This window comes from Kribbella alba, from assembly GCF_039529635.1.
Lineage (GTDB): Bacteria > Actinomycetota > Actinomycetes > Propionibacteriales > Kribbellaceae > Kribbella > Kribbella alba.
Window position 1 is genome coordinate 210,399 of record NZ_BAAANE010000006.1, and the last position, 25,195, is coordinate 235,593.

Sequence of the window (25,195 nt, forward strand, 5' to 3'; positions counted from 1 at the left end):
CAGACGAGGTTTTCCGGTTCCCCTCGCCGCGTCCTGACCGTGAGCCCACGCCGGATCACCGCCCGCCTGGAGACCGATGGCTGGTTGGCCCACTGCTCCTCGCAGCCGAGTATTCGCGGAAGCGCTTCGGCTGTGAGACCGCAGGCTTACGCACTTCCCGCGCGACCTTGGCAGGCCCTTCCCTGAGGCTGGCTGAGTGCACATGCCGCCGCGGCTCGTAACCGCCCTGACGCAGTTGTGCAGCGGTTAGTGACTGCTTGGCATGACGCCCGGAGCTTCGCTCCGTCGAGTTTCTGCTCGAACCGACCGTCGACTTGCCCTGCTCGAAGGTGCCGCCCTGGTAGATGTCCCTCGACACGCGGCTTGAGGCTGACTGTCCACCGGCTGAAACTGGGGCAGCGACGCCGCCTGATAGGCCGCCAACCGTACTCCGACGACCCGTAGGCCGGTTGCTGGATCCGCCGACACCTGGTCTGGTTGGACTCCCTGCCCGGCCGGGCTTCTCGGGCGATCGCTCATCGACATCGGCTTGCTGCACACGACCAGCGCCAGGACTGGGCATCGTTCGATAGATCCGAGTCGTGTCTGTGCGCTCCCCCGGCTCCCCTCCTTCGGATGACCGCCCCCGTTCCCTCTGGCGTTCTGACACCTCGGGAGCAGATCCACGACTGCGGATCGCAGTCATGACCCGACGTACCGCTTGAACCGCGCCGCGGCGTGCGTAGGAGCCCATCATCATGCTGCCTACTCCCGGCCGCATCATGGTGGTCAATGACTCAAGTAGACGCCTCAGGCGGAATGCGGCAATGAGCACTACCAAGGCCAGACCGGTGACCGGCAACCAGCCCAGACTCTGGCTGAGGCTGAAGACCGCGGTCATCAACGAAAGGGCGACTCCGAAGACAAGCATCGCTGCCACTGATTGAAGGACCAGTCCCAGCAACGCCTCGAGCCAGTTCATCCCCCATTGCCGTGACCGCCCAGGAATGATGAACAGGCACGCGAAGACGACGCCGACCACCAGCATCACCAGACACCCCACGAATGCCATCAGCGCTGTCGCTGCAAGTCCTATGTTCAAGAACGCGAACAAGGTCGCTGCGACCGCTGCGATGATCAGCACACCGATCCGGCCGAAAGGATTCTCACCCTTCGCCCATTTCACCGTGGCTGTGTCACCGCCGCCCTCTGCCTTCGCGACGTCGTTCTTGATGTAGTCCATACGAGCACTCGAGTCGATTCCGACGTCGAGCATCCCCTTGCCATACCGCTTGCAGGCCTCCAGAGACCCGAACTCCGCGATACACCACGGCGTGGCAGCAAAGCCGCGCCAGGCGGAATCTCCTGACTTCCTGAGCATCGTGTCCCGCGCCGTGCCTGAGAACGCAGGCTCAGGCATTTCGATCGGTGTTTTCATCGTGCCGCCGACGACCTGGCCGGATGCTCCCATGACAGTCTGAGCACCGACTTGGCGAGCCCCGTCGACACCCTTCAGCCAGGTGGCGGGCCCCATCGCCAAGCTGATCGCCAGCAACCCCGCTGCGAAGACCCAGACGAGCTGTCCCATCGCAGAGCCATTCGACCTGCGTTGGACGTAGGCGGCGATCGCGCCCAGCGCGAGGGCCGACGGCAACAGCCAGCCGGTGAGTTGGGTGCTGACATCTCCGATCGCATGAGTGGTCGAGTCCATCAGCGGCCGGATGTCAGTAAACGAGAACAGCCACCAGCCGATCGCGATCGCCGCGCGTGTAGCGGCGACGATGTACAGCATCAGCATCTGCGCGAATGAGTTGAAGACCGGCCGGAAAGGATCGCTGAAGCTGCCTTCGAAATCGAGGCTGTATGCCATCGGCGTGTATTGCTCGAAGAGGGTTCGGGTGTCGCCGTGGGTTAGGTCGGGGGTGGGGAGGAGATCGCCGAAGCCGGTGGGGTTGGTGGGGCCGGAGTTGGGGTCGGCGGCCAGGGCTATCTGAGTGGTGACGATGAAGGAGATGGCTAGGACGGTGAGCGCCGTTCGGATGCGGCGCGACCATCTCATGCGACGTGCTCCTTCTTGCCGGGGGTGGCGGCGTCCTCGACCGTGGCGGGGTACATGGCTTCGTTGTAGGCGGCTTCGTCGGCCTCTTGGTCGTAGACCTCGTCGGGGCCGATCGGCTCGTCGTAGCGACCGGAGTGGCTGCGGTCGTGGCCGTTCGGGGCTGCCGGGGCGGGGGCTGAGCCGTTTTGTTGGGCCACTGTCGGCTGGTGCTGTGTAGGCGCCGATCCGTTGTGGGCAGGTGCCGTTGTGGGCTGCCCCGGCGCCATCATGTGCTGTGGCGCGGGTGTCGGGCTGGGCTGGGCGGGCGCGGCTGGGTGCTCTTGAGGTGGCTGGTGTTGGGCGGCGGGTGCTGGTTCAGGGTGCGGCGACGGGGCCGGCTGGTCCTGGGCGGGTGGCTGGGGTGGTTCTTGGGTGTGGGCCTGGGCTTGGGCGTGGGCCTGGGCGGCTGGTTCGGGGAGGATGGCGTCGTCGAACTCGTCGTCGTCCGCGAAGGGGTCCGGCTCCTCGTACGGGGGCAGGATCGGGACGGTCGGCTCGAGGTCGTGTTCGCTCTCGGGGGTGGTGCGGAGGAGTTCGGCGACGCGCTGGCTCGGGATGTCGATCTGCACGGTCGCGACCTCGTCCCAGCGGTCCCTCATGATGCAGTGGCCGTGGCGGATGCTCTTCCCGTTGGCGGCGGTGTTGATGCCGCGGACGAGCGTCTGGTACGGCGGGGTCTGCGGGCGGCCGAGAAGTTCCAGGAGCGAGTCGACCTGTTCGCGGGAGCGAAGGCTGAACGCGAACAGGGTGGTGATCTGCTCGACCAGACCTGGCAGTTTCAGGATCGAAGCCGGGTCCTGGGTGTCCAGCACCAGGGAGGCGCCGAGGGCACGGCCGACACGCGCGATGTAGTCCAGGAAGCTCGCGCCGTCCGGCGTCTTGGTGAGCAGGTGGACCTCGGGCACGATCACGACCTTGGAGCGGCCGCGGAACTCCCGGCGACCCGTGGTACGGACCATCCAGGCGAGGCAACCGCGGAGGCAGGCCATGCCTACACGTTCGATCGGGGACCATGATTCCGGCGCCGATTCGGGGGAAGGCAGGGTCAGGCCCGGCATCTGGACGACCCAGAGGCCCGGGTTGGTCGTCAACGACGACAGGCCGGAGGGCGGACCTGCGACGACCGAGCCAAGCCCAGTCTCCACCAGGTCGCGAAGCGCGAATCCGACCGTTCGGGTGGTCTCCGACTCCGACGCGCAGAGGCGCTGGATGACACCCCAGGAAGAAGGATCGGGCGACTGGATCTCGGCCCGGGTCGCGGCCATGACTGGTGCTTCGGCGGCACCGCGGAGGTGTGGCGGAAGCAGCAGCATCAACTGCGAAGGAGCCTGCAGCAGGGCGTCGTCGACGGGCAAGACGCGCAGGAGGTCCGCGGCACCGGAGAACTGGGCGGTGATCTCGATGACAGCAGTCGGCACGCCGTACTCAGCGGCCACGGCGGATACGCCCGCGGCGTCGCCCTTGAGATCCAGCAAGGGCACCCACGCGCCGGCGAAGGCGGAATCAAGGCCGCCCAGCATCGCGGCCGTGGTCTTTCCTCGACCTGAGCGGCCCAGGAACAAGGTGGTGGTCGCGTCACCGAGAGCCGAACCAGCGGCGGCGTCGAAGCGAACCAGGCCGGGGGTGGATCCGGTCAGGTACCCGATCGAAGGACCGGTCGCGTCACCGATCGAGGCGCCGCCCCAGAACCAGGAGCCGAAGAACGCGGTGGACTCGCGGACGTGTCCGAGGTCGGGCACACGAAGTTGGTCACCTGGCAGGGATTCCAGCCAGAGGTCGCGCTGCTCGTCGGCGCCCGCGGCCACGGTGATGCCGCGGTCGGCGTAGTGCGCGACGACGGCGTCGACGTACGTCTCCAGGTCCTCGCGGGTGTCCGCGCTGACCAGCAGGCGGGGGTGGTCCTCGACCAGGGTGAGGCCGCTGCGATTGATGTCGCGCTTGACCTCGCGCATCACCCGCTCGGTCTCGACGATCTCGTCGGCGGTCTCCTCGGCGGTGCCCTTCGCGGCCGAGCGGCGTTGTTCCTTGGCGCTCTTGCGGGTCTCGTCGACGAGGTGGCGCGCGGTCTTCTTGGTCAGCACCCGGAACCGGACGGACGCCTCGACGGTCACGTCGATCTCGTCGCCGTCGTCGTCGATCGCCTTGATCTCGCTCAGCGTCCGCAGCCACTCCCCGGCGCCGGGGGTCTCCAGCTCCTCGGGGAAGTCGGTCATCGCGAGCACGGTCGTGTACGCCGCGACCTGGCCGCGGGTGTCATAGATGCGCAGGTGGTCGGTGTAGGGCACGACGCGGCCCGAGGTCAACCGGGCCAGCGAGGCGCCGGTGATCAGGCCACGGCGAGGTGCGGCCACTGCCCCGCGGTGCATCTCGCGGCTGATCAGCCAGGAGATCACCTCGGCGGGTGCCGTGTGGGCGCGCCAGACAGTGGAGGCGAGCTGGCGGCCGAGTTTGCGGACCCGCTCGTCCAGGTGCGCGAGCTCACGGGCGCTGACCCGCCACGAGGTGGTGCCGAGGGCGTCGCTGATCGAGCCGCGAACCTGCGCGGTGGCTCGGGGATCACGGTCGCTGAGGTGCACACCGAGCGCGACGTACCGCTCGGGCATCCGCATCTCGTCGATCCGGTCCGCCCGGGTCTGCGCCCAGGCCTCGTGGTCGCCGAGCCGGTAGTGGCCCGCGACGCTGTCGATGTAGTCCTGGCCTGTCGAGCGGCCCCAGACCACCTTCAGGTGGCTGAGCCGGTCGCCGAGGATGGTCGCGGCGGCACTCACCGCGGCGTCCAGGGCGGCGTCCTGCTCGGCCTCGGTGGCCAGGTCGGTGTTGGCCACCGAGATCAGGAACCAGGCCTCGGCGTTGCGCTCGGTCACCAGGAGCCCGTCGGCGATGGCCACCAGGCGTGGCGGTGGCAGGCCGCGGTCCCGGCCGATCCCGACCAGATTGAGGAGCTTGTCAGCGATCTTCATCAGTTCCTCTTCCCCGACGATGTCCTGCGACTGACCCTCTGAACGTGATCCGCCCCCAGCAGGCGGGCCCGTTGATTCACAGTGATGTCCGCACCCGCGCGGACCTGGGGGTCGATCTCCACCACGACCTCGCGTTCCCACTCCGGGGTCACCCTGGCCCGTGCCAGGTTGGCCACCTTCTGGGTCGCGACGCGCTCACGCCATGGCAGGTACTCCGTCTTGTCGGCGGCCCGGGCGCCGAGTCCGATGATCGGGCGGTGGGCGCGCAACGCATAGCGGACGGCGAGCGCCCACTCGGTCACGCGGCGGCGGCGTTCATGGTGCTTGCCCGCACGCCAGCCGAACGCGGTGATCACGAACGGCGGGACGACGTACAGGCTGACGGTGGGTTTCTTGGGCATCCCGATGAAGGGGACGAGCAACGCTATCCAGACGAGGATGATCACCGCACCGAAGATGATCATCCGTCGACGGGCGCCTTCTCCGAGGTCGACCCCCAGCAGGTCGTACTGCCGGGTCTCGATCTCGAAGTGGTGGGTCAGGGTCCGGCCGACTCGCATCAATTACCTCCGGACAGCAATCCCCAGAAACCCTTGAGCACGTTGATCGTCTGGTTGTTGGCGTAGATCAGCCCGCCGACGAGGACGCCGGCGGCGAGGTGGCCGAACAGCTCGCCCCACTCGCGCTTGAAGTAGTGGCCGATCGCGCGCAGCACGAGGATGGCGATGAAGATGTTCCCCGCGATGACCAGGACCCAGTCCTTGAAATCCGCGCCCGTCGGGACGTTGGCAGCCAGTGGCGCGGCGAGCTCCACCACGCTCGCGGCCAGTTGGTTCGTCGTCATTGCGGTATCTCCCTTGTTGCCGATGTCATCCGACGGCAGCCACTTGCCATCGTTGTGCCCCGTCCGCGGCGACGCTGCGCCGAAGCGTGAGCGAATAGGTCTGGTCGAGGGTGGTGTCCCCGGCGCCGTCCCAGGTGACGGACGCCGTCGCCCGACGCTCGTCTTCGTTTCCGGTGTAAACCTGCCAGTCCTTGAGTTGATCGAGCTTGACGGCGCCGTTCAGGCTGCTGATGGCCGCACCCGGTGCGGTCACCGCGGCGACCTTGGCGTCGGACTCGGCATACGCGCTGAAGAAGGCCTCGGCATCCTTCAGCGTCGCCGCGGTCAGGTCGTCGTCAGGGACGCCTGCCTCCGGCATGTTGTCGGGCAGTGCGACCCGCGGGTCGGAGACGAAGGTGGGCGGACCGGTGGCCACGACGCGCGACGCCGTCCGGGCTACCGGCACCGACAACCGCCGCCAGCTGTAGGCAGCGGCGAGCCAGTTGCGACCGACCTGAGTGAACGCGCGCACCTGCACCCGCACGTCCACCTGCGCGGTGACGCCGCCCGGATCGACCGTGACCTCACCTGGGTAGGCCGCATTGGCGGTCTGTACTCCGCGCCCGCTCCAGCCGGCCCGGGTGTCGAGCCCGGCCGCGAGATCCAGGCCGAGCGCGGTGGACCGGCTGTCCGGGTTGCGCTCGTCCCAGTTCAGGTACGACACCGCATACCTGGTCCCGACCGCGCGGGCCTCGTTGACCGGGAAGGTCGACTGGCCGGTGACCACGGTCGAGGGCGCGCTGTTCGGACGGATCCAGGACCGTACTCCGCTGGCGGCGGCCAGCAGCAACACCGCCACCACCAGGCCGCGGAAGAACCGCCGGGCCCAGGTGGAGAAAGAGGACTCGGGCTCGGTCGCCCAAGGAGTCTGGCCGGGCTCGAGTGGACCCCGCAGCGGCTGGGTTGCCCCCTGCGTTCCGTGGGTGGATCTCTGCCGGAGCCGCTCGGGTGGTCTGACCCCCGGGGCCTCGGCGGGACGAGGAGCCTGCCCCGGACCAGGAGCCTGCCCCGGACCAGCAGCCGGGGCCGGACCCGGCCCCGCAGTACGGGGGTTTGGTGACTGGGGTCGACGAGGTGGCGCCATGACGCCGCCCGGCGGGGCCGGGGGTGCGCTGTACTGCGCTGCTACTCCCTGCGCCTGCCGAGGCGTGGGTGACACCGGTCCATCGGGGTGGGACCACCACTCCGGTGCGGTGTTCTGCGGGCGTCCTTTGCCCGTTTTCTTCGTGCGCCGCTGGTCCGCCCAGTGCTCACCTTTTGGCGGCAGATTCAGCAACGTTCGCCACCAACTCATCGCTACCCGCCCCTCAGACAGCAGTTATGCGGACAGTAGCCGGGAGAATACGGCAAGCAACTGTCCACCGGGAGTCCTGAGACCAGGATCCGGATGCTCCATCGCTCCCCGCAGCCATACTGTTACCCCACTCGGGGGTAGCTGCACACCTCGACTCCAAGCCTGACATCTTCGGTGCCGTCGTCATAGCTCCTCTCCCATGCCGGATCTGCTCGATCAGGCAGCGCAAACCATGCCACATGGACCCGACAGGTTCGAAAATCCGTGCGAACAACATGGTAAAAGACAGCGCAAGCGATCACTCATAGTAACCGATTTTGATGCCCACCCTGTGGAAAACCCTCCGTTTCGAGGGATCAAAGTACTAGGGTCTTCACTGACTTCTGACCTCTGAGAGGACAAGCAATGGAGACTCGTCGACTGGGACGACTGGAACATCAGAGCTCGGTACTGATCTACGGGGCCGCCTCGCTGGGCGGCGTCGACCAGGATCGCGCCGACGCCTCGATCCAGGAGGCTCTCGACGCCGGCATCAACCACTTCGACGTGGCGGCCGACTACGGCGACGCCGAGCTGAGGCTCGGCCCGCGCATGCCGGAGATCCGGGACCGGATCTTCCTGGCCACCAAGACCGGCCGCCGCACGTACGACGAGGCGTGGTTCGAGATCAACCGCTCGCTCGAGCGGCTGCAGACCGACCACGTCGACCTGATCCAGATGCACGCGGTGTGCGATCTGGAGAACCTCGACCTGGTCACCGGCAAGGGTGGCTCGCTCGAGGCAGCGATCCGCGCCAAGGAAGAAGGGATGGTCCGGGCGATCGGGATCACCGGTCACACCGCGGAGGCGCCGTCGGTGCACCGCGAGGGACTCCGGCGGTTCGACTTCGACAGCGTGCTGACGCCGTTGAACTACCGGCTGTCCACCGACCCGAAGTACGCCGATGACTACGCAGCGCTGGTCGAGGCGATCAAGGCCTCGGACGCTGCGCTGATGACGATCAAGATGATCGCCCGGCGGAACTGGCAGGAGGGCGAGGAGAAGGCCTACGACACCTGGTACCGCCCGTTCGACGAGCAGCGGTACGTGACGGCAGCCACTGCCTGGCTGCTGAACGGTCACCCGGAGATCACCGGCCTGGCTACGGCCGGTGAGACCCGGCTGCTGCAGCAGATGATCACGGCCGAGCGCGAGCGCGCCGACCTGACTCCGCAGGACGCGGCGGCGATCCTGGACGAGGTGCAGGACTACGCCTCGCCCTTCGTCGACATGCCGATCTGATCCTCCGGTACGCCGCGGGGCAGCGCGGGGCCGGCCGGGGAACACCGGGCGGCCCCGCGCTGTTGTAGGAGACGTATTCGTCTAACTTCGGAGGTCGCAGTGGCAACGGTCGAGCTGTCCCAGCAGAACTTCGACGAGGTCGTCGGTTCCGACGGGCTCGTCCTGGTCGATTTCTGGGCAGAGTGGTGTGGTCCGTGCAAGATGTTCGGGCCGGTGTTCGAGAAGTCGTCCGAGCAGCACGAGGACATCACATTCGGCAAGGTGGACACCGAGGCCCAGGTCGAGCTGGCCCAGGCCTTCGAGATCCGCTCCATCCCGACGCTGATGGCCGTGCGTGACGGCGTCGTGCTCTACTCCCAGCCGGGCGCGCTGCCTGCCGCCGCGCTGGAGGACCTGATCGGCCAGTTGCGTGCGGTCGACATGGAAGAGGTTCGCGCCCAGATCGCGGCCCACGAGGCCGAGCACGGCACTGAGCCTCACACGCACTGATTAAGCACCTGTATCAAACAGACAGAGCAGGCGGTCCTGACCATTGGTCGGAGCCGCCTGTTTCACTGTGGGGACCTGCTCGAGAGCGTGGCCTCCCGGGTCCTTGCGCCGCGCAGGGCGGCGGATACCGGGGAGCCACGCTCTCGCCGCATCGGGCCCCCGCGGCCCGGTGCGGCTACCCCGCCAGGCGAGGCGGGTCGTTGCGGGTGGAGGGTCCCGGCCGACCGGTTGATCGTGGGGGTCGAGACGTCAGCCGGCCGGGACGTCGAGGGTCAGCGCAGCGGGTTGAAGGGCGCCAGTTCGACCGGGCGGCGTCCGGTGGTGATCGTCTCCGCGAGCAACTGTCCGGTGACCGGGCCGAGGGTGATGCCCCACATGCCGTGGCCGCCGGCCGCGAAGACGCGCGGCGAGGAAGTAGCGCCGATCAGCGGCAGTCCGTCCGGGGTGCACGGCCGCGGGCCGACCCACTCGTACGTGCGGGCGTCCAGGTCGGCGTCGCGCAGCAGCGGCCGGGCCGCCTCCACGATGGCATCGATCCGGCGCGGGTCCAGCTTGGCGTCGGGCTTGCGGAACTCCATCATCCCTGCGACCCGCAGCCGGTCACCCATCGGCGTGCAGGCGATCCGCTGCGCCGGGAAGTACACCGGACCAGCCGGCACGTGCGCGATCGGCACGCTGAAGCTGTAGCCACGACCCGCCTGTACGACGGTGCGGACGCCGAAGCGCCGGGCGAGATCCCCGAGCCAGGCGCCAGTGGCCATCACCACCGCGTCGTAGGGCTCGCTCTCGCCGTCGGCGGTGACGATGCGGACGCCGCGGATCTCGTCGACCACGTCGGCCACGTTCGCGTTCGGGATGATCTGGCCGCCACGGGCGACGACCGAGTCGGCCAGCATCTGGACGTACTCGCCCGGGTTGATGAAGCGCTGGCCGTGCAGCCGGATGGCCGCACCGATCTCGTCGGACAGCGACGGCTCGATCTCGCGGGCGTCGTCACCGCTGATCGCCTCGAACTCGATGCCCTGGCCGGCCGCGTGGATGTGCTGGATCTCCTCCAGCAGCACGGTCCGCTCCGCCTCGGTGCGGTAGGCGGCCAGGAACGATTTCGCCTCATAGGTCTCCGCCTCGACGCCTGCCTTGGCTAGCAGGTCGAAGGCGCCGAGCGCCTGCCGGTTGATCGGGACCAGCGACTCCATCGCGGTCTTCCAGCGTCCGGCAGTGCTGTTGCGAGCGAAGCGGGTCAGGAACGACAGCAGCCTGGGGCTCGCGCTCGGCGGTACGTAGACCGGCGAGGAGGGGCTCAGCACCGCGCGGACGCCGTACTTGAGGACGGCCGGTTCCGGCAGTGGCGTGGCGAGGCCGGGGGTGAGCCACCCGGCGTTGCCCCAGGACGCGCCCGCGGCGACGCCTCGGCGATCGAGCACCGTGACCTCGATACCGCGTTCCTGCAGGAACCAAGCGGTGGCGAGGCCGACCATGCCGGCGCCGACGATGGCGACCCGATCGGGAACGGTGTGAGTGCCCTGTGCTGAAGAACCGACTGCGACCATGTATCGATGGTGCGGCCGGGCAAAGGGGCTGTCATGGTGCGATCGCACCACTGATGTGCGAAATGACGGTGACATGCGCACAATAACCTCATGATCACTGCGCCTGGCCTGGTCGTCGCCGTAGGGCCTGCCCTGTTCGAGGTGGTCGTCACCGGCCACGGCGACAGCGAGGTGCGCGACGTCTTCGTAGCGGATCCGCAGGAAGCGGCGACCGGCCAACCCGGCGATCTAGTGCTAGGTCTAGGCCTCCGTGACGCCGAGGAGGCCGTCGAGCTGCTCAAGCGCTGCGCCGCCGGTAGCGCCTCAGGCGTCGTACTGCGGGTCGGGCTGGCGCAGGAGCCCACAGTGGTCGCGGCAGCCGAGAACTGCGAGCTGACATTGATCGCACTGCAGCCGAGTGTCACCTGGGCGCACGTGGTCTGGTTGCTGCGCGGCGTGATCGATCGAGCAGCTGCTCCGGACTCCCCTGCCGCCGGCGATGCCGGCGTCCACCAGGAACTCTTCGCTCTCGCTGACGCGGCCGCCGCGATCGTGGACGCTCCGGTGACCATCGAGGACAACCAGTCCCGGGTGTTGGCCCACTCATCAGGGCAGGATCTGACGGACCCCGCCCGGGTCTCGACCATCGTCGGCCGCCGGGTGCCCGGTGAGGTGATCGCGCACTTCCGGGCCCGGGGCGTCTTCCGTCGCCTGGCCAGGTCGAGTGAACCCTTCCTGGTGCCCGATGGGCCGAACGGCATCCGCCCGCGTCTGGTAGTACCGGTCAGGGCCGGCGGTGAGTGGCTCGGGTCCATCTGGGCGGTCGTGGACGGGCCGGTGAGCGCAGACGTGACGGCAGAGTTGAGCAACGCGGCCTCTGTGTTGGCGCTGCACCTGCTGCGGCTGCGTGCTCAGGCAGACGTCGCCCGGCGTAGCGCCATAGATCGCCTGCGCACTCTGCTGCGGCAGTTCTCGCCGGACACCACCGTCGACGTCCGGCTGCCCCCTGCACCTTGGCGGGTGGTGGCTCTCGGCTCGCCCGGCGGGTACGACGTACCGCAGGAGCTGGATCTGTGGGAGTCGACAGGTCGGCGCCACGGGTGGAGCGAGCCGGCGCTGGCGGATCTCGACGGCACAGTGCTGGCGGTGGTCTCGGACGGCGACGGGCCGGGTTCGTGGCGCTGGTTGCGCCGTCTGGTGATCGACCTCGCCAAGGAGACACCTGGCACCACCGCGGCCGCCGGTGGTCGCGCCCGTGGTCCCGCCGATCTTCCGAGCTCCCGGGCCGAGTCGGTCGAACTCCTAGGTCTCGTACGCCGTGGGCTGGCTCCGGGGCCGGCGCTCCGGGTGGAGCAGGCGTGGCACGTCCTGACGGTCCACCGCGCGGTCACCTCGCTGGACACGACCAAGCTGGACGGGCCGCTCGCCACGTTGCTGCGACACGACATCGAGAACGACACCGCGTTCGTCGACACCTTGGAGGCTTGGCTGAACTACCCCGGCCAGCCGCAGCGTTCAGCCAAGGAGTTGCACCTGCACACCAACACGTTGCGTCACCGGATGAAGCGGATCGGCGAGATCGCCAAGCTGGACCTGACTGATCCGCGCCAGCGGTTGGCGCTTCAACTGCAGATCGCGGCGGTCCGGACCGAGCATTGAGATCTTCGCCACAGCGCAAGGTAACAAGGCTTCATATTCCGGCAATGGTTGGGCAACATCCGACTGGAATGGTTGGGTTCAGCAAGGAGGACCGCCGCTCGCAAGGGTGGGCCGGCCGAACTGCCGAGGACTGTCCCAGCTTTCACCAGGATGCTGGGGCAACCGTCCCAGCTTTTCACCAGGAAGCTGGGACAACCGTCGGAGCTTTTCACCAGGATGCTCCGGCAACGCGTGGCCCGGCGATTGTCTGAGCGATCGCCGGGCCCTCGCATTTTCATGCCAGGCGGTTGACGATCGCGCCGTAGACGCCGGGCAGCAGCGCGGCGGCGGGAACGATGCGGGGAGCGAGCAACGACCTGTTGCGGGCCCAAAGCAACGACCCGGTGAGGAAGCGGCACTCCCAGGACACCCGGCGCCAGGCGGCCTCGTAGGACGCCGGCCGATCCTCGAGAACGCAGCGAACCAACTCCGCCGAGGTTCGCAATGCCACCGCGATCCCCTCGCCGGTAAGCGCGTCGACATAACCTGCCGCATCTCCGACCAGCAGCACCCGGCCGGACACGCGTGCCCGGACGCGCTGCCGAAGCGGCCCAGCACCCAGCACGGCCGTCGCCTCGGAAGCACCGGCCAGCCGACGCTTCAACGCCGGGAACGCTTCGAGATGTGAATCGAAGGAGCCACGGGCCGAGGTCAGAACGGCCACGCCGACCAGGTCCTCAGCGACAGGCGTCACATACGCCTCACCCAGTCCGGACCAGTAGACCTCCACCAACTCGCTCCAAGGCGACACGCGGAAATGCCTCCGAAGCCCCCGCCGACTCTCACCGGTCCCTCTGCGGGTCTCACCGATCCCAAGCCGCACCTCACCGCTGCCCAGCCGCGCACCGAGCCGCACACCAGGCCGCACAACGGGCCGCCCCTCGCCGGCCACCGAGGCGAGGCCGAGTTGCCGGCGGATCGGCGAGTGCAGCCCGTCGGCCGCAGCCAGATAGCGGGCTGTCAGACCAGCAGCCGTGACCGAGGTCTGGTTCTGCGTTATCGCCCCAACCCTCCCCGTCACCACCGGCACCCCCAACGCGGCCAACCGATCCACCAGCGCCTGCTGCAGGACAGTCCGCCGTACTCCGAGCCCGGGACCGGCGGCGAAACGCGCATCAACACAGTGCGACGAGTCCAGGTAACGAATCCCATAGAAAGGTCGCCCCTGCAGGGGCACTCCGAGCCGACCGAGGTAGTCGACAGCGCTGTGCGCGATCCCCTCGCCGCAGGCTTTGTCGATCGGCGCCTGCCTCGGCTCGACCACGACGACCTCGAGCCCGGCGAGCGCGGCCCTGATCGCGGTCGCCGCTCCGGCCGGTCCGGCTCCGGCGACGAGGAGGTCGATCACTTCGTCAAGGCGGTGTCCAACGCGGCCTCTTCGGCACGAATCCGCACGGCCAGCAGGGGGATGTTCAAAAGCAGGAACAGCGTTGCCGTGACCCAAGCGGTGTGCACCAGCGGCAGCGCGATGCCCTCGGCAACCACCGCGACGTAGTTCGGGTGACGGATCCACCGATAGGGGCCAGCAGCAACCAACGACAACCCCGGTACGACGATCACCCGGGTGTTCCACTGATGACCGAGCACCGTGATGCACCACCAGCGCAACCCCTGCGCCAGCAGCACCACGGCGAGCATCGTCCACCCGAGCGCCGGGATGAACGGCCGGTCCGCGACGATCGCCTCGACCAGGCAACCCGCGAGGAACCCGGTGTGCAGCACCACCATGAACGGGTAGTGCCCCTTGCCGGTCTCGACCCCGCCCCGCTCGAAGCTCCACTTCGCGTTGCGGAGGGACACCACCAGCTCGGCCACTCGTTCGAGGCCGACCAGCAGCACCAGTGCGGCGTACCACCACAACGACGTATCCATCACCACTCCAGCAGGACGAGTTCGGAACAGAATCCGGGACCCATGGCCAGGAGCAGTCCCTTACCCGAAGGATCCAGGCGGAGGGTGTCACCGAGCACGTGCAGCACCGATGACGAGGACAAGTTGCCGACCGCGTCGAGCGACTTCCAGGTCAGGTCGAGCGCGCCCGGCCGCAGCCCCAGCGTCTCCGACACCGCCTCCAGCACCTTCGGACCGCCCGGGTGGCTGACCCAGGTCCCGATCTCGGGCACCGTCAACCCGTGCGATGCCAGGAAGGTCGAGACGTCACCGCCGAGATACTTACGGACCACCTCGGGCACGTCCGCGCCGAGCACGATCCGGAATCCGCCTGAGCCCACGTCCCACCCCATCACCCGATCCGAGTCGGGGTAGAGCCGACTCCGCGTCGCCACGACGGACGGACCCGCAGCAGCCGGGTGGTCCGAGCCGGTCAGCACCACCGCCGCAGCGCCGTCGCCGAACAAGGCGCCGCCGACCAGGTTGGGCAGAGAAGAGTCGTCCCGCTGCAAAGTCAGCGAGCACAACTCGACGGAGAGCAGCACAGCGACATGACCGGGCCAAGCCTTAAGGTAGTCGTGCAACCGGGCGATCCCAGCGGCACCACCCACACAACCCAGCCCGAACAGCGGCATCCGCTTGAGGTCCTCGCGCAGGCCGAGCCGCATCGCGACCCGCGCATCGATCGACGGCGCGGCCACTCCGGTCACCGTGGTGAACATCAGTACATCCACGTCGTCGACCGACAACCCAGCCGCGGCCAAAGCCCCTGACACGGCCTCCGCGCCGAGATCGACGGCCGCCGAGATCCAGGCGTCGTTCGCCGCGCCGAAATCCTTCAGTACGCCGTACTGCTCCAGCGGCAGGGCCAGGTGTCGATAAGACACCCCGGCGTTAGCGTGCAGACGGCGGAGCAGCGCGTGCCCCTTGCCATCGGGGAGGCAGATCTCGGCGAAGGCGTCGGTGAGTTCGTGCTGCGCGTAGCGGTTCGGCGGCAACGCGGCCTGGACGGCGGCGATGCGCGTCATCGTGGCATCGTTGCTTCAGTGACGAGCGCGAGCGGTACCGCACCGGCCGGGAGCAGCCTGGCGCGCACGCTGAAGGGCCTGGCGATGGCGAGCCACCCCGGGCCGACGGTTGCCGTCACCACGCTGGTCACGGTGGTCGCCTGGTCAACCGGCAGGAGCGCCGCCGGGTGCTTCCTAGTCGCCGCAGCAGTCCTCACCGGCCACCTCTCAATCGGCTGGAGCAATGACGCGATCGATGCAACCCGCGACTCCAGTGTGGACCGAAGAGACAAACCCATCGTGATCGGACTGGTGAGTCGCCGTACCGTCTGGATCGGCGCCGTCGTGATGGCGGCCGTCTGCCTCCCGCTCTCCCTGGCCAGCGGGTTCCTCGCCGGCCTGACGCATATCGGCACTGTCGCGGCCGCCTGGGCATACAACCTGAAGCTCAAATCGACCCCGGTCTCATGGGTTCCGTATGCCGTCGCGTTCGGCCTGCTGCCTTCGTTCGTCACGCTCGGAACCGCTGATACCTGGGCGCCTTGGTGGGCGTCAGCCGCCACGGCTCTGCTCGGGGTCGGCGCGCACCTCGCGAACGTAGTACCGGATCTGGCCGACGATCTGGCCACCGGCGTTCGAGGCTGGCCGCAGCGGCTCGGGTCACTCTCGCGGTTGCTCGCCCCGCTTCCACTGGCCGTTGCGACTGTGCTGCTGGTGGTCGCGCCCGACGGGCCGATCGGCGTGATCGGCTGGGTCACCCTCGCCGTCAACGCTGTCCTGCTGGTGGCGATCGTGGCGTGGAAGAACGCGCCCTTCCTGGTCACGATCGCGGTGGCGGCCGTCAGCATCCTGGCCTTGGTAGCCCGCGGCAACGCGCTAGTGCCTTAGTTCCTGCAGCTTCGACTTCACGCCTTCCTTCAGCACGCCCCAGCGGTCCTCGTCACCCTTCGCCAGCGACTTGGCCAGCTTGGTGATCTGGTCCCAGCTCGCGTGCGGCGGAATCGGCGGGACGTCCGGGTCGCAGTACACGTCCAGCACGGTCGGCCGATCGGCGGCCAGCGCGGTCTCCCAGGCGGAGGCGAGCGCGTCGGGCTCGCGAACGGTGATCGCTGCCAGCCCGACCGACCGGGCGAAGCCGGCGTAGTCGACCTCCGGCAGCGTCTGCGAGTCCGGGAACTTCGGTGCCCCCTGCAACGACCGCATCTCCCAGGTCACCTGGTTGAGATCGTTGTTGTGCAGTACTGCGATGACGAGCCGCGGGTCACCCCACTCCTGCCAGTACCGCTTGATCGTGATCAGTTCCGCGAGTCCGTTCATCTGCATCGCGCCGTCGCCCGAGAACGCCACCACCGGCTGTCGCGGGTGCGCGATCTTGGCGCCGATCCCGTACGGCACGGCGGAGCCCATCGTCGCGAGAGTCCCGGACAACGATCCGCGGGTGGAGTCCTTGAAGCGCAACTGCCGGGCATACCAGTCGGCGGCGGAGCCGGAGTCCGCGACCACGATGCAGTTCTCCGGCAGCCGGGTCGAGAACTCGGAGAACAACCGCTGCGGGTTCACCGGATCCGCCTCGACCTGCGCGACGTCGGCCATCACATCCCACCAGCGTGCGACGTTCTCCTCGATCCCCGAGCGCCACGAGGTGTCCTGCTTCTTCTCCAGGTACGGCGTGAGCGCGCGCAGGGTGGCCGCCGCGTCCCCGACCAGGTTCACCTCGTAGGGGTACCGCATCCCGATCATCGTCGGGTCCGCGTCGATCTGAACGGCCCGCGCCTGGCCGAACTCCGGCAGGAACTGTGAATAGGGGAAGCTGGAGCCGACCGTGAGCAACGTGTCACACTCACGCATCAACTCGTACGACGGCCGCGTCCCGAGCAGCCCGATCGACCCGGTCACATACGGCAGATAGTCGCTCAGCACGTCCTTGCCGAGCAGCGCCTTGGCTACGCCCGCGCCGAGCAACTCGGCCACTTCCCCGAGTTCGGCCCGAGCCCCCCGAGCACCCTGCCCAGCCAGTACCGCGACGCGCTCGCCGCTGTTCAGGACGTCGGCTGCGCGGCGCAGCGCCGCTTCGTCCGGCACAGCTGTACCCCGCTCGAACCCGAGGCTCGACGGCACCATCTTGAAGGCGTGCGAGGGCGGGGTGTACTCGAGTTCCTGGACATCGGCCGGCAGGATCAGCGCGGTCGGCGCGGAGCGAGCCAGAGCCGTCCGGATCGCCCGGTCGAGCACGTTCGGCAATTGCTCCGGCACCATCACGGTCTCGACGAACTCGCTGGCCACGTCCTTGAACAGCGAGTGCAGGTCGACCTCCTGCTGGTAGGACCCGCCGATCGCCGAACGGTTCGTCTGGCCGACGATGGCAACCACCGGCACGTGGTCGAGCTTCGCGTCGTACAGACCGTTCAGGAGGTGGATCGCGCCGGGGCCGGAGGTGGCCACGCAGACGCCGACACGGCCGGTGAACTTGGCGTAGCCGACAGCCTGGAACGCCGACATCTCCTCGTGCCGGGCCTGGATGAACCGCGGCCCCTCAGCGCGGGTCCAAGCGGCCAACAGCCCGTTGATGCCGTCGCCCGGGTAGCCGAAGACGGTGTCGACCTCCCAGGCCCGGAGCCGCTCCAAGAGGTAGTCGCCTACCGTCGCCGTCATGCTCGTCCTCCAGCCGGTCGGGGGTCCGTTCGCGGAACCCGGTGCCCCGTGGTCGGAGCTCTAAGCAGCGTCTGGCTTGAGGGGGGCGTTGCTACCGAGGATCGCGGCCGTGAGCGCCTCGGCCGGCTCCTTGCCGGCCCGCGGATTGGTGATCAGGACGAGGTCGATCGGCGGCAGCTCCGGCAGTCCCGCGCTCGGCGGTGGCTCGACCAGGTCGGCCGGCATCAGGCTGCGCGCGAAGATCGCGATCCCCAGCCCCGCGCGGACCGCGGCCAGTACGCCGTTGACGCCGCGCACGATGCAGGTGATCCGGCAGGACCGCCCGGCCTGTTCCAGCGTCTGCACCCCGAGTGATCGGCTCAGACTCGGCGCCTGGTACGCCACCAGGGGGACCGGGCCGTCGGCAGCGATCCGGGTGCCGGAGATGCCGGCCCACACCAGCGGGTCGCGCCGGACCAGCCGTCCGTTCGGCTCGTACCCGGCGCCCACGGGGTGCTTGACGTAGGCGAGGTCGAGGTGGCCCGACTCGACCCGGCGGAGCAGATTGGGGCTTTGCGCAACAGTCAGCTCGAGGTCGATCCGGGGGTAGAGCTGCCGGAAGTCGCGCAGGATCCGCGGCAGCGGCGTGAGCGCCAGGTCGTCGGTGACGCCGAACCGCAGCCGGCCGCGCAGCTCCGAGCCGGTGAAGTAGCCGGCCGCCTCCTCGTGCGCGGCGAGGATAGTGCGGGCGAAGCCGGCCATCGCCTCGCCGTCGGCGGTCAGCGTCACCGTCCGGGTGTCACGGACGAACAGCGGCCGGCCGACCGCGGTCTCCAGCTTGCGAACGTGCTGGCTCACCGTCGGCTGGCGGATGCCGAGCCGGTCGGCGGCCTGGGTGAAGCTCAGCGACTGCGCGACCGCGAGGAAGGTGCGCAGCTGGTCCGGGTCATAGGCCACAGGATTGAAACCTCTCATTGCGGGACGCAATAAGAGTAATAGGAGTAATTCGCTGTCGGAATCCGGCCCACTGCCGTGAGGATAGAACAGACCTCCCCTGACACGTCCACTTCGTAGGGATGACTCTTGACCACCCGGGCCACCGGCTCTGTCCACCCTGTCCCCGACTTCCACACCCACCGCACCCCGGCCACGCCGGACGAGATCCCGGCAGCGCAGCGCCGCCCGGGCTTCCGCGAGACCTTCAGCGCCTTGGAGGTTCGCAACTTCCGCCTCCTTGTCAGCGGCCTGTTCGTCAGTTCGACAGGCGGCTGGGTGCAGCGCATCGCCCAGGACTGGCTGGTCCTGACCCTGACCGGCAGCGCGACCGCTGTCGGCATCACCACCGCACTGCAGTTCCTGCCCACCCTCCTGCTCGGCCTGTACGGCGGCGTGATCGCGGACCGCTTCCCGAAGCGCAAGATCCTGCTGGTCACCCAGTCGACGATGGGCACCCTGGCCGCGATCTTGGCGACCCTCGCTCTGCTCGGCGAGGTGCGGGTCTGGCAGGTCTACACGCTGGCGCTGATCCTCGGCCTGGCGACTGCGGTCGACAACCCGACCCGGCAGTCCTTCGTGACCGAGCTGGTCGGCAAGCAGCGGCTGCGCAACGCGATCAGCATGGTCTCCTCGACGTTCCAGCTCGGCGGGTTGATCGGCCCGGCACTGGGCGGCGCGATGATCGGCGCGGTCGGCACCGGCTGGGCGTTCGCGCTGAACGCGGCCACCTTCTTCGGCTCGATCTCCGCGCTGCTGATGATGCGCGAGCACGAGATGCCCGGCCTGTCGGCGGCTCGCAAGGCCAGCCAGGGCATCCGGATCCGGGACGGTCTCCGCGACGGGGTCAGGTACGCGTTCCACGAGCCGGCCGTCCGTTGGGCCGTCGTCCTGGTCGGCATCTTCGGCATGTTCACCATCAGCCTGCCGGTGACGCTGACCGCCTTCGCCGATGTCGTGTTCCACACCGGCGCGACCGGCTACGGCGTACTGAACTCGGTCGTCGCGGTCGGTTCACTGGCGGGGGCGCTGCTGTCGGCGCGCCGGATCCGGCCGACGCGGCTGCGCAACCTGGTGGGGATCGCGGTAATTCTGGCCATCACCGAGATGGTGGCCGCGCTCCAGCCGTCGCTGTGGACGTTCCTGCCGCTGCTCTGCGCGCTGGGCATGGCCACCTTGATGTTCCTCACCGCGGCGCAGTCGATGGTTCAGCTCACCACGCCGGACGGGCTCCGCGGCCGGGTGGCCGGGATCTACAACCTGGTCTTCATCGGTGGCGGCGCGATCGGCGGCCCGACGGTGGGCTGGATCGCCGAGCACTGGGGTGCCCGGACGGGCCTACTGCTGGCTGGGCTGATCCCGGCCACGGCGACGATCGCGATCGGCATCAAACTCGCCCGGGCAGGGCGGTTCCGCGTCGTGATCGTGCGCGCGAACCGGTCGCCGTGGATGCCGCCGCCGGTTCGCCTCGGCCTGGAGCAGCTGCCGATCCGGATCATTGCCCCTGAGGGTCGACCGATCCCCCGGGCGGACCGCCCGTTCCTGCTGGGTCGCCGGCACCACCAACGCACCGACCCGCACGCGCGTCCTCGCCGTACCAGGCGCAAGCCGCTGCACCACTGAACCGTCAGACCAAGAACACCTCGGTGAGCCAGGACTGCCAGGCGTCCTCCAGACGTCTGGCGTCCTCGGCACTGACTGGTCGCGCCCGGCGCCCGCGCTGGTAGTAGTGGTGGCCCAGGGCAACGGACATGCCGAGCAAGTGGCGACCGTGGAAGCGCAGCAGCGCCTGGTCGGTCCGAATGCCGAGCTGACTCGGTCCCAGGTAGTCGACCTCGCCCGTCACGGGGCCGACACCGTAGAGGTCCAACTCGACGGTGTCGCCGACAGCCGAGGCGCCGAGTACCTCGAGGAGCTTGCCCCAGGCCTCGGCCGTGTTCGACCACTGTGGACCCTCGGCAACGACGTACGTAGCCGGCTGTCCCCTGAACTCGGACAGGTAGACCTCGAGCGTGTGGAAGTAGAAGTCCCAGCCACGCGCGGTCACCTCGTACTCCGCTTCCCAGTCATCACTCTGGAAACCCGTCTGGGCGAAGCGCAGGACGGCCGAACCACCGTCGACCGCCTCGATCAGGTACTCATACGAGCTCTCGCCGGCCTGTACTGCGTATCCGTGGCCCGGCTCCCACCGGGTCACCACCCCGTCGGCCGAGATGCCGTTCTCGTCCGGCGCGGGGTTCATCGGCGCGAACCAGGCGGTCATTCCCTCGACCGTGGTGATCGCGTCCCACACCTGCTCGGGAGTCCCCTCCAGAGGGACCTCGACCTCGATCCGTCGTTCCTCACTCATCGTGCGCCTCCTGACAGGAGTTCTCACCGACAACCTACGTCCTGTCAGAGACGGTGAAAGGGCTCGCGCCCCCGGGTTGGGGGCCGGGGGCGCGAGACCCGGTCAGGGGGCGTCGATCAGGCCGACCGGCGGGACCTTGACCGTGCGGTGGTGCAGGGTGCCGCCGAGGACGACCTTGCGCAGCGACACGTTGTTCCTCGTGTTGGACTCGAACAGGCGGTTCGCCGGGTTGGCGACCACCTGCACGTAGTACGTGCCGTTCTTCAGGTCGGTCACGTCGAAGGACTGACCCGGCAGCGTCTGGGTGTAGGTGTCACCCGAACCGACGTCCAGCACCTCACGGACCGACAGCGAGCCGTGGTCACCGCAGGCGGTGTGCAGATCGGTGTTCTGTGGGTGCCAGTTGGCGTTCTTCACCGTGTAGTCGATCGAGTCGGTCGCGGCCAGGCAGAAGGCTTCCTTCTGACTACGGACCACCTCGGACTGGTTGCTGCCGAGCAGGCTGTAGCGAGCGAAGTCTGTGAAGTGCCAGTGGGTGTGGCCGTCGCGGGGATCCCATTCCATCGTGCCGGTCTTCTGGTAGCCGACCTGCTTGCCGTTCGCGTCGTAGAAGTACTGGTACGCGTCCATCAGGTCCTTGCCGGGCTGGCGGAACCCGTCAAGCACCAGGTTGGACGGACCCGCGTTCCACACGTTCGCGGCGAACTGGAGGTAGTCGCGACCCGCGTTACCGTCCTCTCCCGGGGCGACGCTGATCCCCCAGGCCGGGAGCGGGCGCAGGTCCGGCTTCGGACCGTTCGGCACGCTCGCCTTGCCAGTCGGCCGCTTCGCGTTGGGAGTCGGCGCCACGCTCGTCTTGGCAACCTCGGTGCTCTTCGCGAACCTGGCCGCGACACACCCGCGGACGCCGTGTGGGCCGCACTGGTCGACATCGGTCACCGTGGCGTTCAACGACAGGCTCGTGCCGGCTGACCCGAGCTTGAAGAAGTCGCGGTAGAGCTTGTTGATGCTGACCTTGACCTTGTACTTGCCGACCGGCAGGTCGACGGGTGCACTGCCACCGTCCCAGGCGTAGGTGAACGTGCTGGCCGACCACCCGGCCTGCAGACCCCAGACCGCACCGAGGGTGAACGGGTTCGCGCTGCAGCCGTCCGGGTACGGCGAGGTGTCCGGCGCGTCCGGCCGGGTCCGAGAGCCCTCCCCGTTCAGGCAGACCGCCTGGTCCTTCTCGGCCACCTTCTTGCCGGTCGAGTCGGTGATGGTGACGTGCAAGAACTTCCCGAGCCCGGCGAAGTCCGTCACGGCGCCCTTCGGCAACGCCTTCGATCGGGCGTTGACGACCTGATAGGCCACGATCGGATCGCCGTACGACTTGCGCGTGGCGCGCACCTCGATGGGCTTCCTCCCGGCCACCAGGTGGGTGCCGAGGTCCAGGTCGACGCCGTAGTCCGGAACCCGGTACAGCGTCACGTCGGTGCTGCCGGCAGCCAGCTTCAGAGCCGGTTCGGCAGCTGTCGTCGTGGTCGTGGATGCCGCGGCACCGGCGGCGCCGGCGGCCAGTGCCACCAGTGCGGCGGCTCCGGTCATGGCGATCGCGGTACGACCGATTCTCTTGGAATTGTTGATGATCCACCCCTCGCGTTCGGGCTGACCCGCCTCACGGGTCACGAGTCCCTCACCGGAGTACGACCGTCGCCGGGCCCTTTCGGTTGATCTCAGTTGAATGGCAGTTGCGTTACAGACAGTTAGGAGCGCTTGTTACTTGACGGCGTAAATTAATCACCCCTAGGCTCGGCAGCGTCCGCCGCCCGGGCCGTCTTACCCAGTCGTTGGTCGTGGGCGCCGGCCGGGGGTGAGCACCGCCCGCTCCCCCCGATCTCGGACGAGACGGAGGAACACATGTCAGTCCCCTCTGGTACCGCGCCCGCCGCGGACCCGGTACGCCGACTACCCGGAGGCGGCAGGCGCCGCGCGGGGATCGCCGCCGTAGCCGCTATCGCCCTGGTGTCGGCGGCGGCTTCGATCGCACCTGCCAGCGCCAGCCAGCCCGGCGCCGGCGTCCAGGCCGCCGGTATCCAGCCAGGACCCAAGCCGACGCTGGTGAAGCCGGACTCCGGCTTCCAGGGCAAAACCCCGATCGAAGCCCCACTGGCGAAGATGCCGGTGCCGGCCAAGTACCCCCAGGTCGCCGCCAAGCCGTACATGGGCTGGAGCAGCTGGAGTCTGCAGTCCACCAACTATCCGGGCTACAACCTGGAAGGCGGCGGCAGCTTCATCAATGAGAAGAACATCCTGACCCAGGCGAACGCCCTCGCCACCAAGCTGAAGCCGTACGGCTACGAGTACATCAACGTGGACGCGGGCTGGCAGAACGGCGCCGACGAGTACGGCCGACCGATCGCCAACACCCATCGCTTCCCGCGCGGCATGACGCCGCTCGGCGACGACATCCACAAGCTCGGGCTGAAGTTCGGCATCTACACCGTGGTCGGTCTCGGCATGGACGCCTACCGGGACGGGAACACCCCGATCTACGACGCGCCGGGTTGCTTCACCCGTGACATCGTCTACCCGGACCTGCGGACGACCAACGGCTGGGACATGTCGTACAAGATCAACTACGCCAGCCCCTGCGCGCAGAAGTACGCGGACTCGATCGCGAAGCTGTTCGCCGACTGGGGTGTCGACTTCATCAAGATGGACGGCGTCGGCCCCGGCTCCTGGAAGGGCGCCCCGGACGACCCGAACCACAACAACACCGAGGACGTCGAGTCCTGGTGGCGTGCGGTGCAGAACTCCGGCCGCCCGATGCAGTACATCCTGTCCTGGTCGCTCAGCCACCGGTACGCCGACACCTGGAAGGCCAACTCCAACGGCTGGCGGATCGACACCGACGTGGAGTGCTACTGCGACACCATCGTCCGCTGGGACAGCTCGGTGAAGGCGCGCTGGTGGGACCTGCCGCAGTGGATCGACGACGCCGGACCAGGCCACTGGAACAACCTCGACGCCGTCAACGTCGGCGTCGGCGCGATGGACGGCCTCACGGAGGCCGAGCGGCAGAGCTACATGACGTTCTGGGCGATCAACGCGGCGCCGCTGTTCGCCGGTGACGACCTGACCAAACTGGACCCGTACGGCCTGAAGCTGCTCACCAACCGCGAGGTCATCGCGATCAACCAGTCCGGCAACCCCGCCCGGCCGCTGAACCAGGACCAGCTGCAGCAGACCTGGTATGCCAAGAACGCCGACGGCAGCGTGACGGTCGCCCTGTTCAACCTGGCCGAAACCCCGGCCACGGTGACCGGCAGCTTCGACCAGCTGGGCATCACGGGCAAGGCCACGGTCCGCGACATCTGGGCCGGCCAGAACACCCGTAACGTGAGCGGCCAGGTCAGCGCCGCGCTACCCGCGCACGGGTCGAAGCTGTACAAGATCACCCCCAACACGGTGGTCTCGCCGGGCAAGCCGGCCAACGTCCACGCGACCGACGTCAGCCGTACGACGGTGTCGCTCGCCTGGCGTCCCAGCACCGGCGCGACCTCCTACAAGGTCTACGCGAACGGCAAGCAGGTGGCGACGAGCACGACGACCAGTGTCGTGGTGAACGGCCTGCTGCCGCAGACGCAATACAAGTTCGAGGTCAAGGCTGTCAGTGGCAGCAAGACGTCTGAAACGAGCGCACCGGTCGACATGCTCACCTCGAAGTCGGGCGGTCCCGTCCGCTACGAGGCGGAGGCGTCGACGAGCACGCTGACCGGTAACGCAGGCGTCTCGGGCTGCACCCTCTGCTCCGGTGGCGCCAAGGTCGGCAACATCGGTGGTGACGCGACGGTGACCCTGAACAACATCACCGTGCCGACCGCCGGCACGTACCTGGTCAAGATCGCCTACACCGATGGCGACACCAGCCGCCAGAGCATGCTGACAGTCAACAACGCCGACAGCTACTGGGTGAACTACCACGGTCTGGGTGACAACGACTGGGGTACACCGCAGGTCGTCTACCTGCCGATGAAGCTGGCCGCCGGGGCCAACTCCATCAAGGTGAGCAACCCCACCGGTTACATCGCCGACATCGACTGGATCACCGTCTGATCCACGACCTGCGCG

Annotated in this window: 19 protein-coding genes; 6 read left to right on the forward strand and 13 right to left on the reverse strand. The window is 68.3% G+C overall.

What is annotated here, in order from left to right; all coding sequences use genetic code 11:
• Positions 1-55: 55 nt before the first annotated feature.
• The 5 genes from ABD210_RS17855 to ABD210_RS17875 are packed head-to-tail and all read right to left on the reverse strand — an operon-like array spanning position 56 to position 6,713.
• Entirely contained in the window at positions 56-2,038 is a 1,983-nt protein-coding gene (locus ABD210_RS17855; RefSeq protein ID WP_344112722.1) for a TrbL/VirB6 family protein, read from the reverse strand.
• Positions 2,035-5,037, reverse strand: coding sequence for an ATP-binding protein (locus ABD210_RS17860; RefSeq protein WP_344112723.1), 3,003 nt, complete (start codon positions 5,035-5,037; stop codon positions 2,035-2,037). The genes ABD210_RS17855 and ABD210_RS17860 overlap by 4 nt, the downstream gene beginning before the upstream one ends.
• Positions 5,037-5,597 carry a hypothetical protein gene (locus ABD210_RS17865; RefSeq protein ID WP_344112724.1) on the reverse strand — a complete coding sequence of 187 codons (561 nt, stop codon included), beginning with the start codon at positions 5,595-5,597 and terminating at the stop codon, positions 5,037-5,039. Before ABD210_RS17865 ends, ABD210_RS17860 begins: the two co-directional genes overlap by 1 nt.
• Entirely contained in the window at positions 5,597-5,881 is a 285-nt protein-coding gene (locus ABD210_RS17870) for a hypothetical protein (RefSeq protein ID WP_344112725.1), read from the reverse strand. The genes ABD210_RS17865 and ABD210_RS17870 overlap by 1 nt, the downstream gene beginning before the upstream one ends.
• Positions 5,882-5,906: 25 nt before the next feature.
• Positions 5,907-6,713 carry a conjugal transfer protein gene (locus ABD210_RS17875; protein ID WP_344112726.1) on the reverse strand — a complete coding sequence of 269 codons (807 nt, stop codon included), beginning with the start codon at positions 6,711-6,713 and terminating at the stop codon, positions 5,907-5,909.
• 906 nt (positions 6,714-7,619) lie between these two features.
• Here ABD210_RS17875 and ABD210_RS17880 point away from each other — a divergent pair.
• Together ABD210_RS17880 and trxA are read left to right on the forward strand one after the other, a co-directional pair.
• A complete protein-coding gene (locus ABD210_RS17880) occupies positions 7,620-8,495 on the forward strand; it encodes an aldo/keto reductase (RefSeq protein ID WP_344112727.1) in 876 nt (291 codons plus the stop codon).
• Between the two features lie 99 nt (positions 8,496-8,594).
• Positions 8,595-8,984, forward strand: coding sequence for a thioredoxin (gene trxA, locus ABD210_RS17885; RefSeq protein WP_344112728.1), 390 nt, complete (start codon positions 8,595-8,597; stop codon positions 8,982-8,984).
• A gap of 272 nt (positions 8,985-9,256) precedes the next feature.
• Here trxA and ABD210_RS17890 read toward each other — a convergent pair whose 3' ends face one another.
• Positions 9,257-10,534: an NAD(P)/FAD-dependent oxidoreductase gene (locus ABD210_RS17890; protein WP_344112729.1), complete on the reverse strand. Its 1,278-nt coding sequence runs from the start codon at positions 10,532-10,534 to the stop codon at positions 9,257-9,259.
• Between the two features lie 90 nt (positions 10,535-10,624).
• Here ABD210_RS17890 and ABD210_RS17895 point away from each other — a divergent pair, with 90 nt between their 5' ends.
• Complete coding sequence (locus ABD210_RS17895) at positions 10,625-12,172, forward strand: PucR family transcriptional regulator (RefSeq protein ID WP_344112731.1); 1,548 nt, start codon at positions 10,625-10,627, stop codon at positions 12,170-12,172.
• A 274-nt stretch (positions 12,173-12,446) separates the two neighbouring features.
• Here ABD210_RS17895 and ABD210_RS17900 read toward each other — a convergent pair whose 3' ends face one another.
• Genes ABD210_RS17900 through ABD210_RS17910 form a run of 3 tightly spaced genes read right to left on the reverse strand, consistent with a single transcriptional unit; the run spans position 12,447 to position 15,129 of the window.
• Positions 12,447-13,559, reverse strand: a complete 1,113-nt coding sequence (locus ABD210_RS17900; protein ID WP_344112732.1) for an NAD(P)/FAD-dependent oxidoreductase — start codon at positions 13,557-13,559, stop codon at positions 12,447-12,449.
• A complete protein-coding gene (locus ABD210_RS17905) occupies positions 13,556-14,083 on the reverse strand; it encodes an isoprenylcysteine carboxyl methyltransferase family protein (protein WP_344112733.1) in 528 nt (175 codons plus the stop codon). The genes ABD210_RS17900 and ABD210_RS17905 overlap by 4 nt, the downstream gene beginning before the upstream one ends.
• Positions 14,083-15,129 carry a type III polyketide synthase gene (locus tag ABD210_RS17910; protein WP_344112734.1) on the reverse strand — a complete coding sequence of 349 codons (1,047 nt, stop codon included), beginning with the start codon at positions 15,127-15,129 and terminating at the stop codon, positions 14,083-14,085. The genes ABD210_RS17905 and ABD210_RS17910 overlap by 1 nt, the downstream gene beginning before the upstream one ends.
• 18 nt (positions 15,130-15,147) lie before the next feature.
• Between ABD210_RS17910 and ABD210_RS17915 the strand changes: the two genes are divergently transcribed.
• Positions 15,148-15,996 (forward strand): UbiA family prenyltransferase, encoded by an 849-nt coding sequence (locus tag ABD210_RS17915; protein WP_344112735.1) that lies wholly within the window; start codon positions 15,148-15,150, stop codon positions 15,994-15,996.
• Here the strand turns inward: ABD210_RS17915 and ABD210_RS17920 are convergent.
• Entirely contained in the window at positions 15,985-17,760 is a 1,776-nt protein-coding gene (locus tag ABD210_RS17920; protein WP_344112736.1) for a thiamine pyrophosphate-requiring protein, read from the reverse strand. The two genes, ABD210_RS17915 and ABD210_RS17920, sit on opposite strands and share 12 nt — an antisense overlap.
• A gap of 60 nt (positions 17,761-17,820) precedes the next feature.
• Positions 17,821-18,714 carry a LysR substrate-binding domain-containing protein gene (locus tag ABD210_RS17925; RefSeq protein ID WP_344112738.1) on the reverse strand — a complete coding sequence of 298 codons (894 nt, stop codon included), beginning with the start codon at positions 18,712-18,714 and terminating at the stop codon, positions 17,821-17,823.
• Positions 18,715-18,822: 108 nt separating this feature from the next.
• Between ABD210_RS17925 and ABD210_RS17930 the strand changes: the two genes are divergently transcribed.
• Positions 18,823-20,355 (forward strand): MFS transporter, encoded by a 1,533-nt coding sequence (locus ABD210_RS17930; RefSeq protein ID WP_344112740.1) that lies wholly within the window; start codon positions 18,823-18,825, stop codon positions 20,353-20,355.
• Between the two features lie 4 nt (positions 20,356-20,359).
• Here the strand turns inward: ABD210_RS17930 and ABD210_RS17935 are convergent, their stop codons facing one another.
• Together ABD210_RS17935 and ABD210_RS17940 are read right to left on the reverse strand one after the other, a co-directional pair.
• A complete protein-coding gene (locus ABD210_RS17935; RefSeq protein ID WP_344112741.1) occupies positions 20,360-21,082 on the reverse strand; it encodes an SRPBCC family protein in 723 nt (240 codons plus the stop codon).
• A 102-nt stretch (positions 21,083-21,184) separates the two neighbouring features.
• Positions 21,185-22,750: a lysyl oxidase family protein gene (locus ABD210_RS17940; protein ID WP_344112743.1), complete on the reverse strand. Its 1,566-nt coding sequence runs from the start codon at positions 22,748-22,750 to the stop codon at positions 21,185-21,187.
• 231 nt (positions 22,751-22,981) lie between these two features.
• On the opposite strand from ABD210_RS17940, the gene ABD210_RS17945 reads away from it, so the two are divergent.
• Positions 22,982-25,180, forward strand: a complete 2,199-nt coding sequence (locus ABD210_RS17945; protein ID WP_344112744.1) for a fibronectin type III domain-containing protein — start codon at positions 22,982-22,984, stop codon at positions 25,178-25,180.
• Positions 25,181-25,195 lie beyond the last annotated feature (15 nt).

Coding starts and splice junctions, on each gene's coding strand:
- ABD210_RS17935 (WP_344112741.1), bottom strand. CDS start 21,082: ATGAGTGAGGAACGACGGATCGAGGTCGAGGTCCCTCTGGAGGGGACT.
- ABD210_RS17870 (WP_344112725.1), bottom strand. CDS start 5,881: ATGACGACGAACCAACTGGCCGCGAGCGTGGTGGAGCTCGCCGCGCCA.
- ABD210_RS17895 (WP_344112731.1), top strand. CDS start 10,625: ATGATCACTGCGCCTGGCCTGGTCGTCGCCGTAGGGCCTGCCCTGTTC.
- ABD210_RS17925 (WP_344112738.1), bottom strand. CDS start 18,714: ATGAGAGGTTTCAATCCTGTGGCCTATGACCCGGACCAGCTGCGCACC.
- ABD210_RS17910 (WP_344112734.1), bottom strand. CDS start 15,129: ATGACGCGCATCGCCGCCGTCCAGGCCGCGTTGCCGCCGAACCGCTAC.
- ABD210_RS17855 (WP_344112722.1), bottom strand. CDS start 2,038: ATGAGATGGTCGCGCCGCATCCGAACGGCGCTCACCGTCCTAGCCATC.
- ABD210_RS17860 (WP_344112723.1), bottom strand. CDS start 5,037: ATGAAGATCGCTGACAAGCTCCTCAATCTGGTCGGGATCGGCCGGGAC.
- ABD210_RS17890 (WP_344112729.1), bottom strand. CDS start 10,534: ATGGTCGCAGTCGGTTCTTCAGCACAGGGCACTCACACCGTTCCCGAT.
- ABD210_RS17880 (WP_344112727.1), top strand. CDS start 7,620: ATGGAGACTCGTCGACTGGGACGACTGGAACATCAGAGCTCGGTACTG.
- ABD210_RS17865 (WP_344112724.1), bottom strand. CDS start 5,597: ATGCGAGTCGGCCGGACCCTGACCCACCACTTCGAGATCGAGACCCGG.
- ABD210_RS17945 (WP_344112744.1), top strand. CDS start 22,982: ATGTCAGTCCCCTCTGGTACCGCGCCCGCCGCGGACCCGGTACGCCGA.
- ABD210_RS17920 (WP_344112736.1), bottom strand. CDS start 17,760: ATGACGGCGACGGTAGGCGACTACCTCTTGGAGCGGCTCCGGGCCTGG.
- ABD210_RS17905 (WP_344112733.1), bottom strand. CDS start 14,083: ATGGATACGTCGTTGTGGTGGTACGCCGCACTGGTGCTGCTGGTCGGC.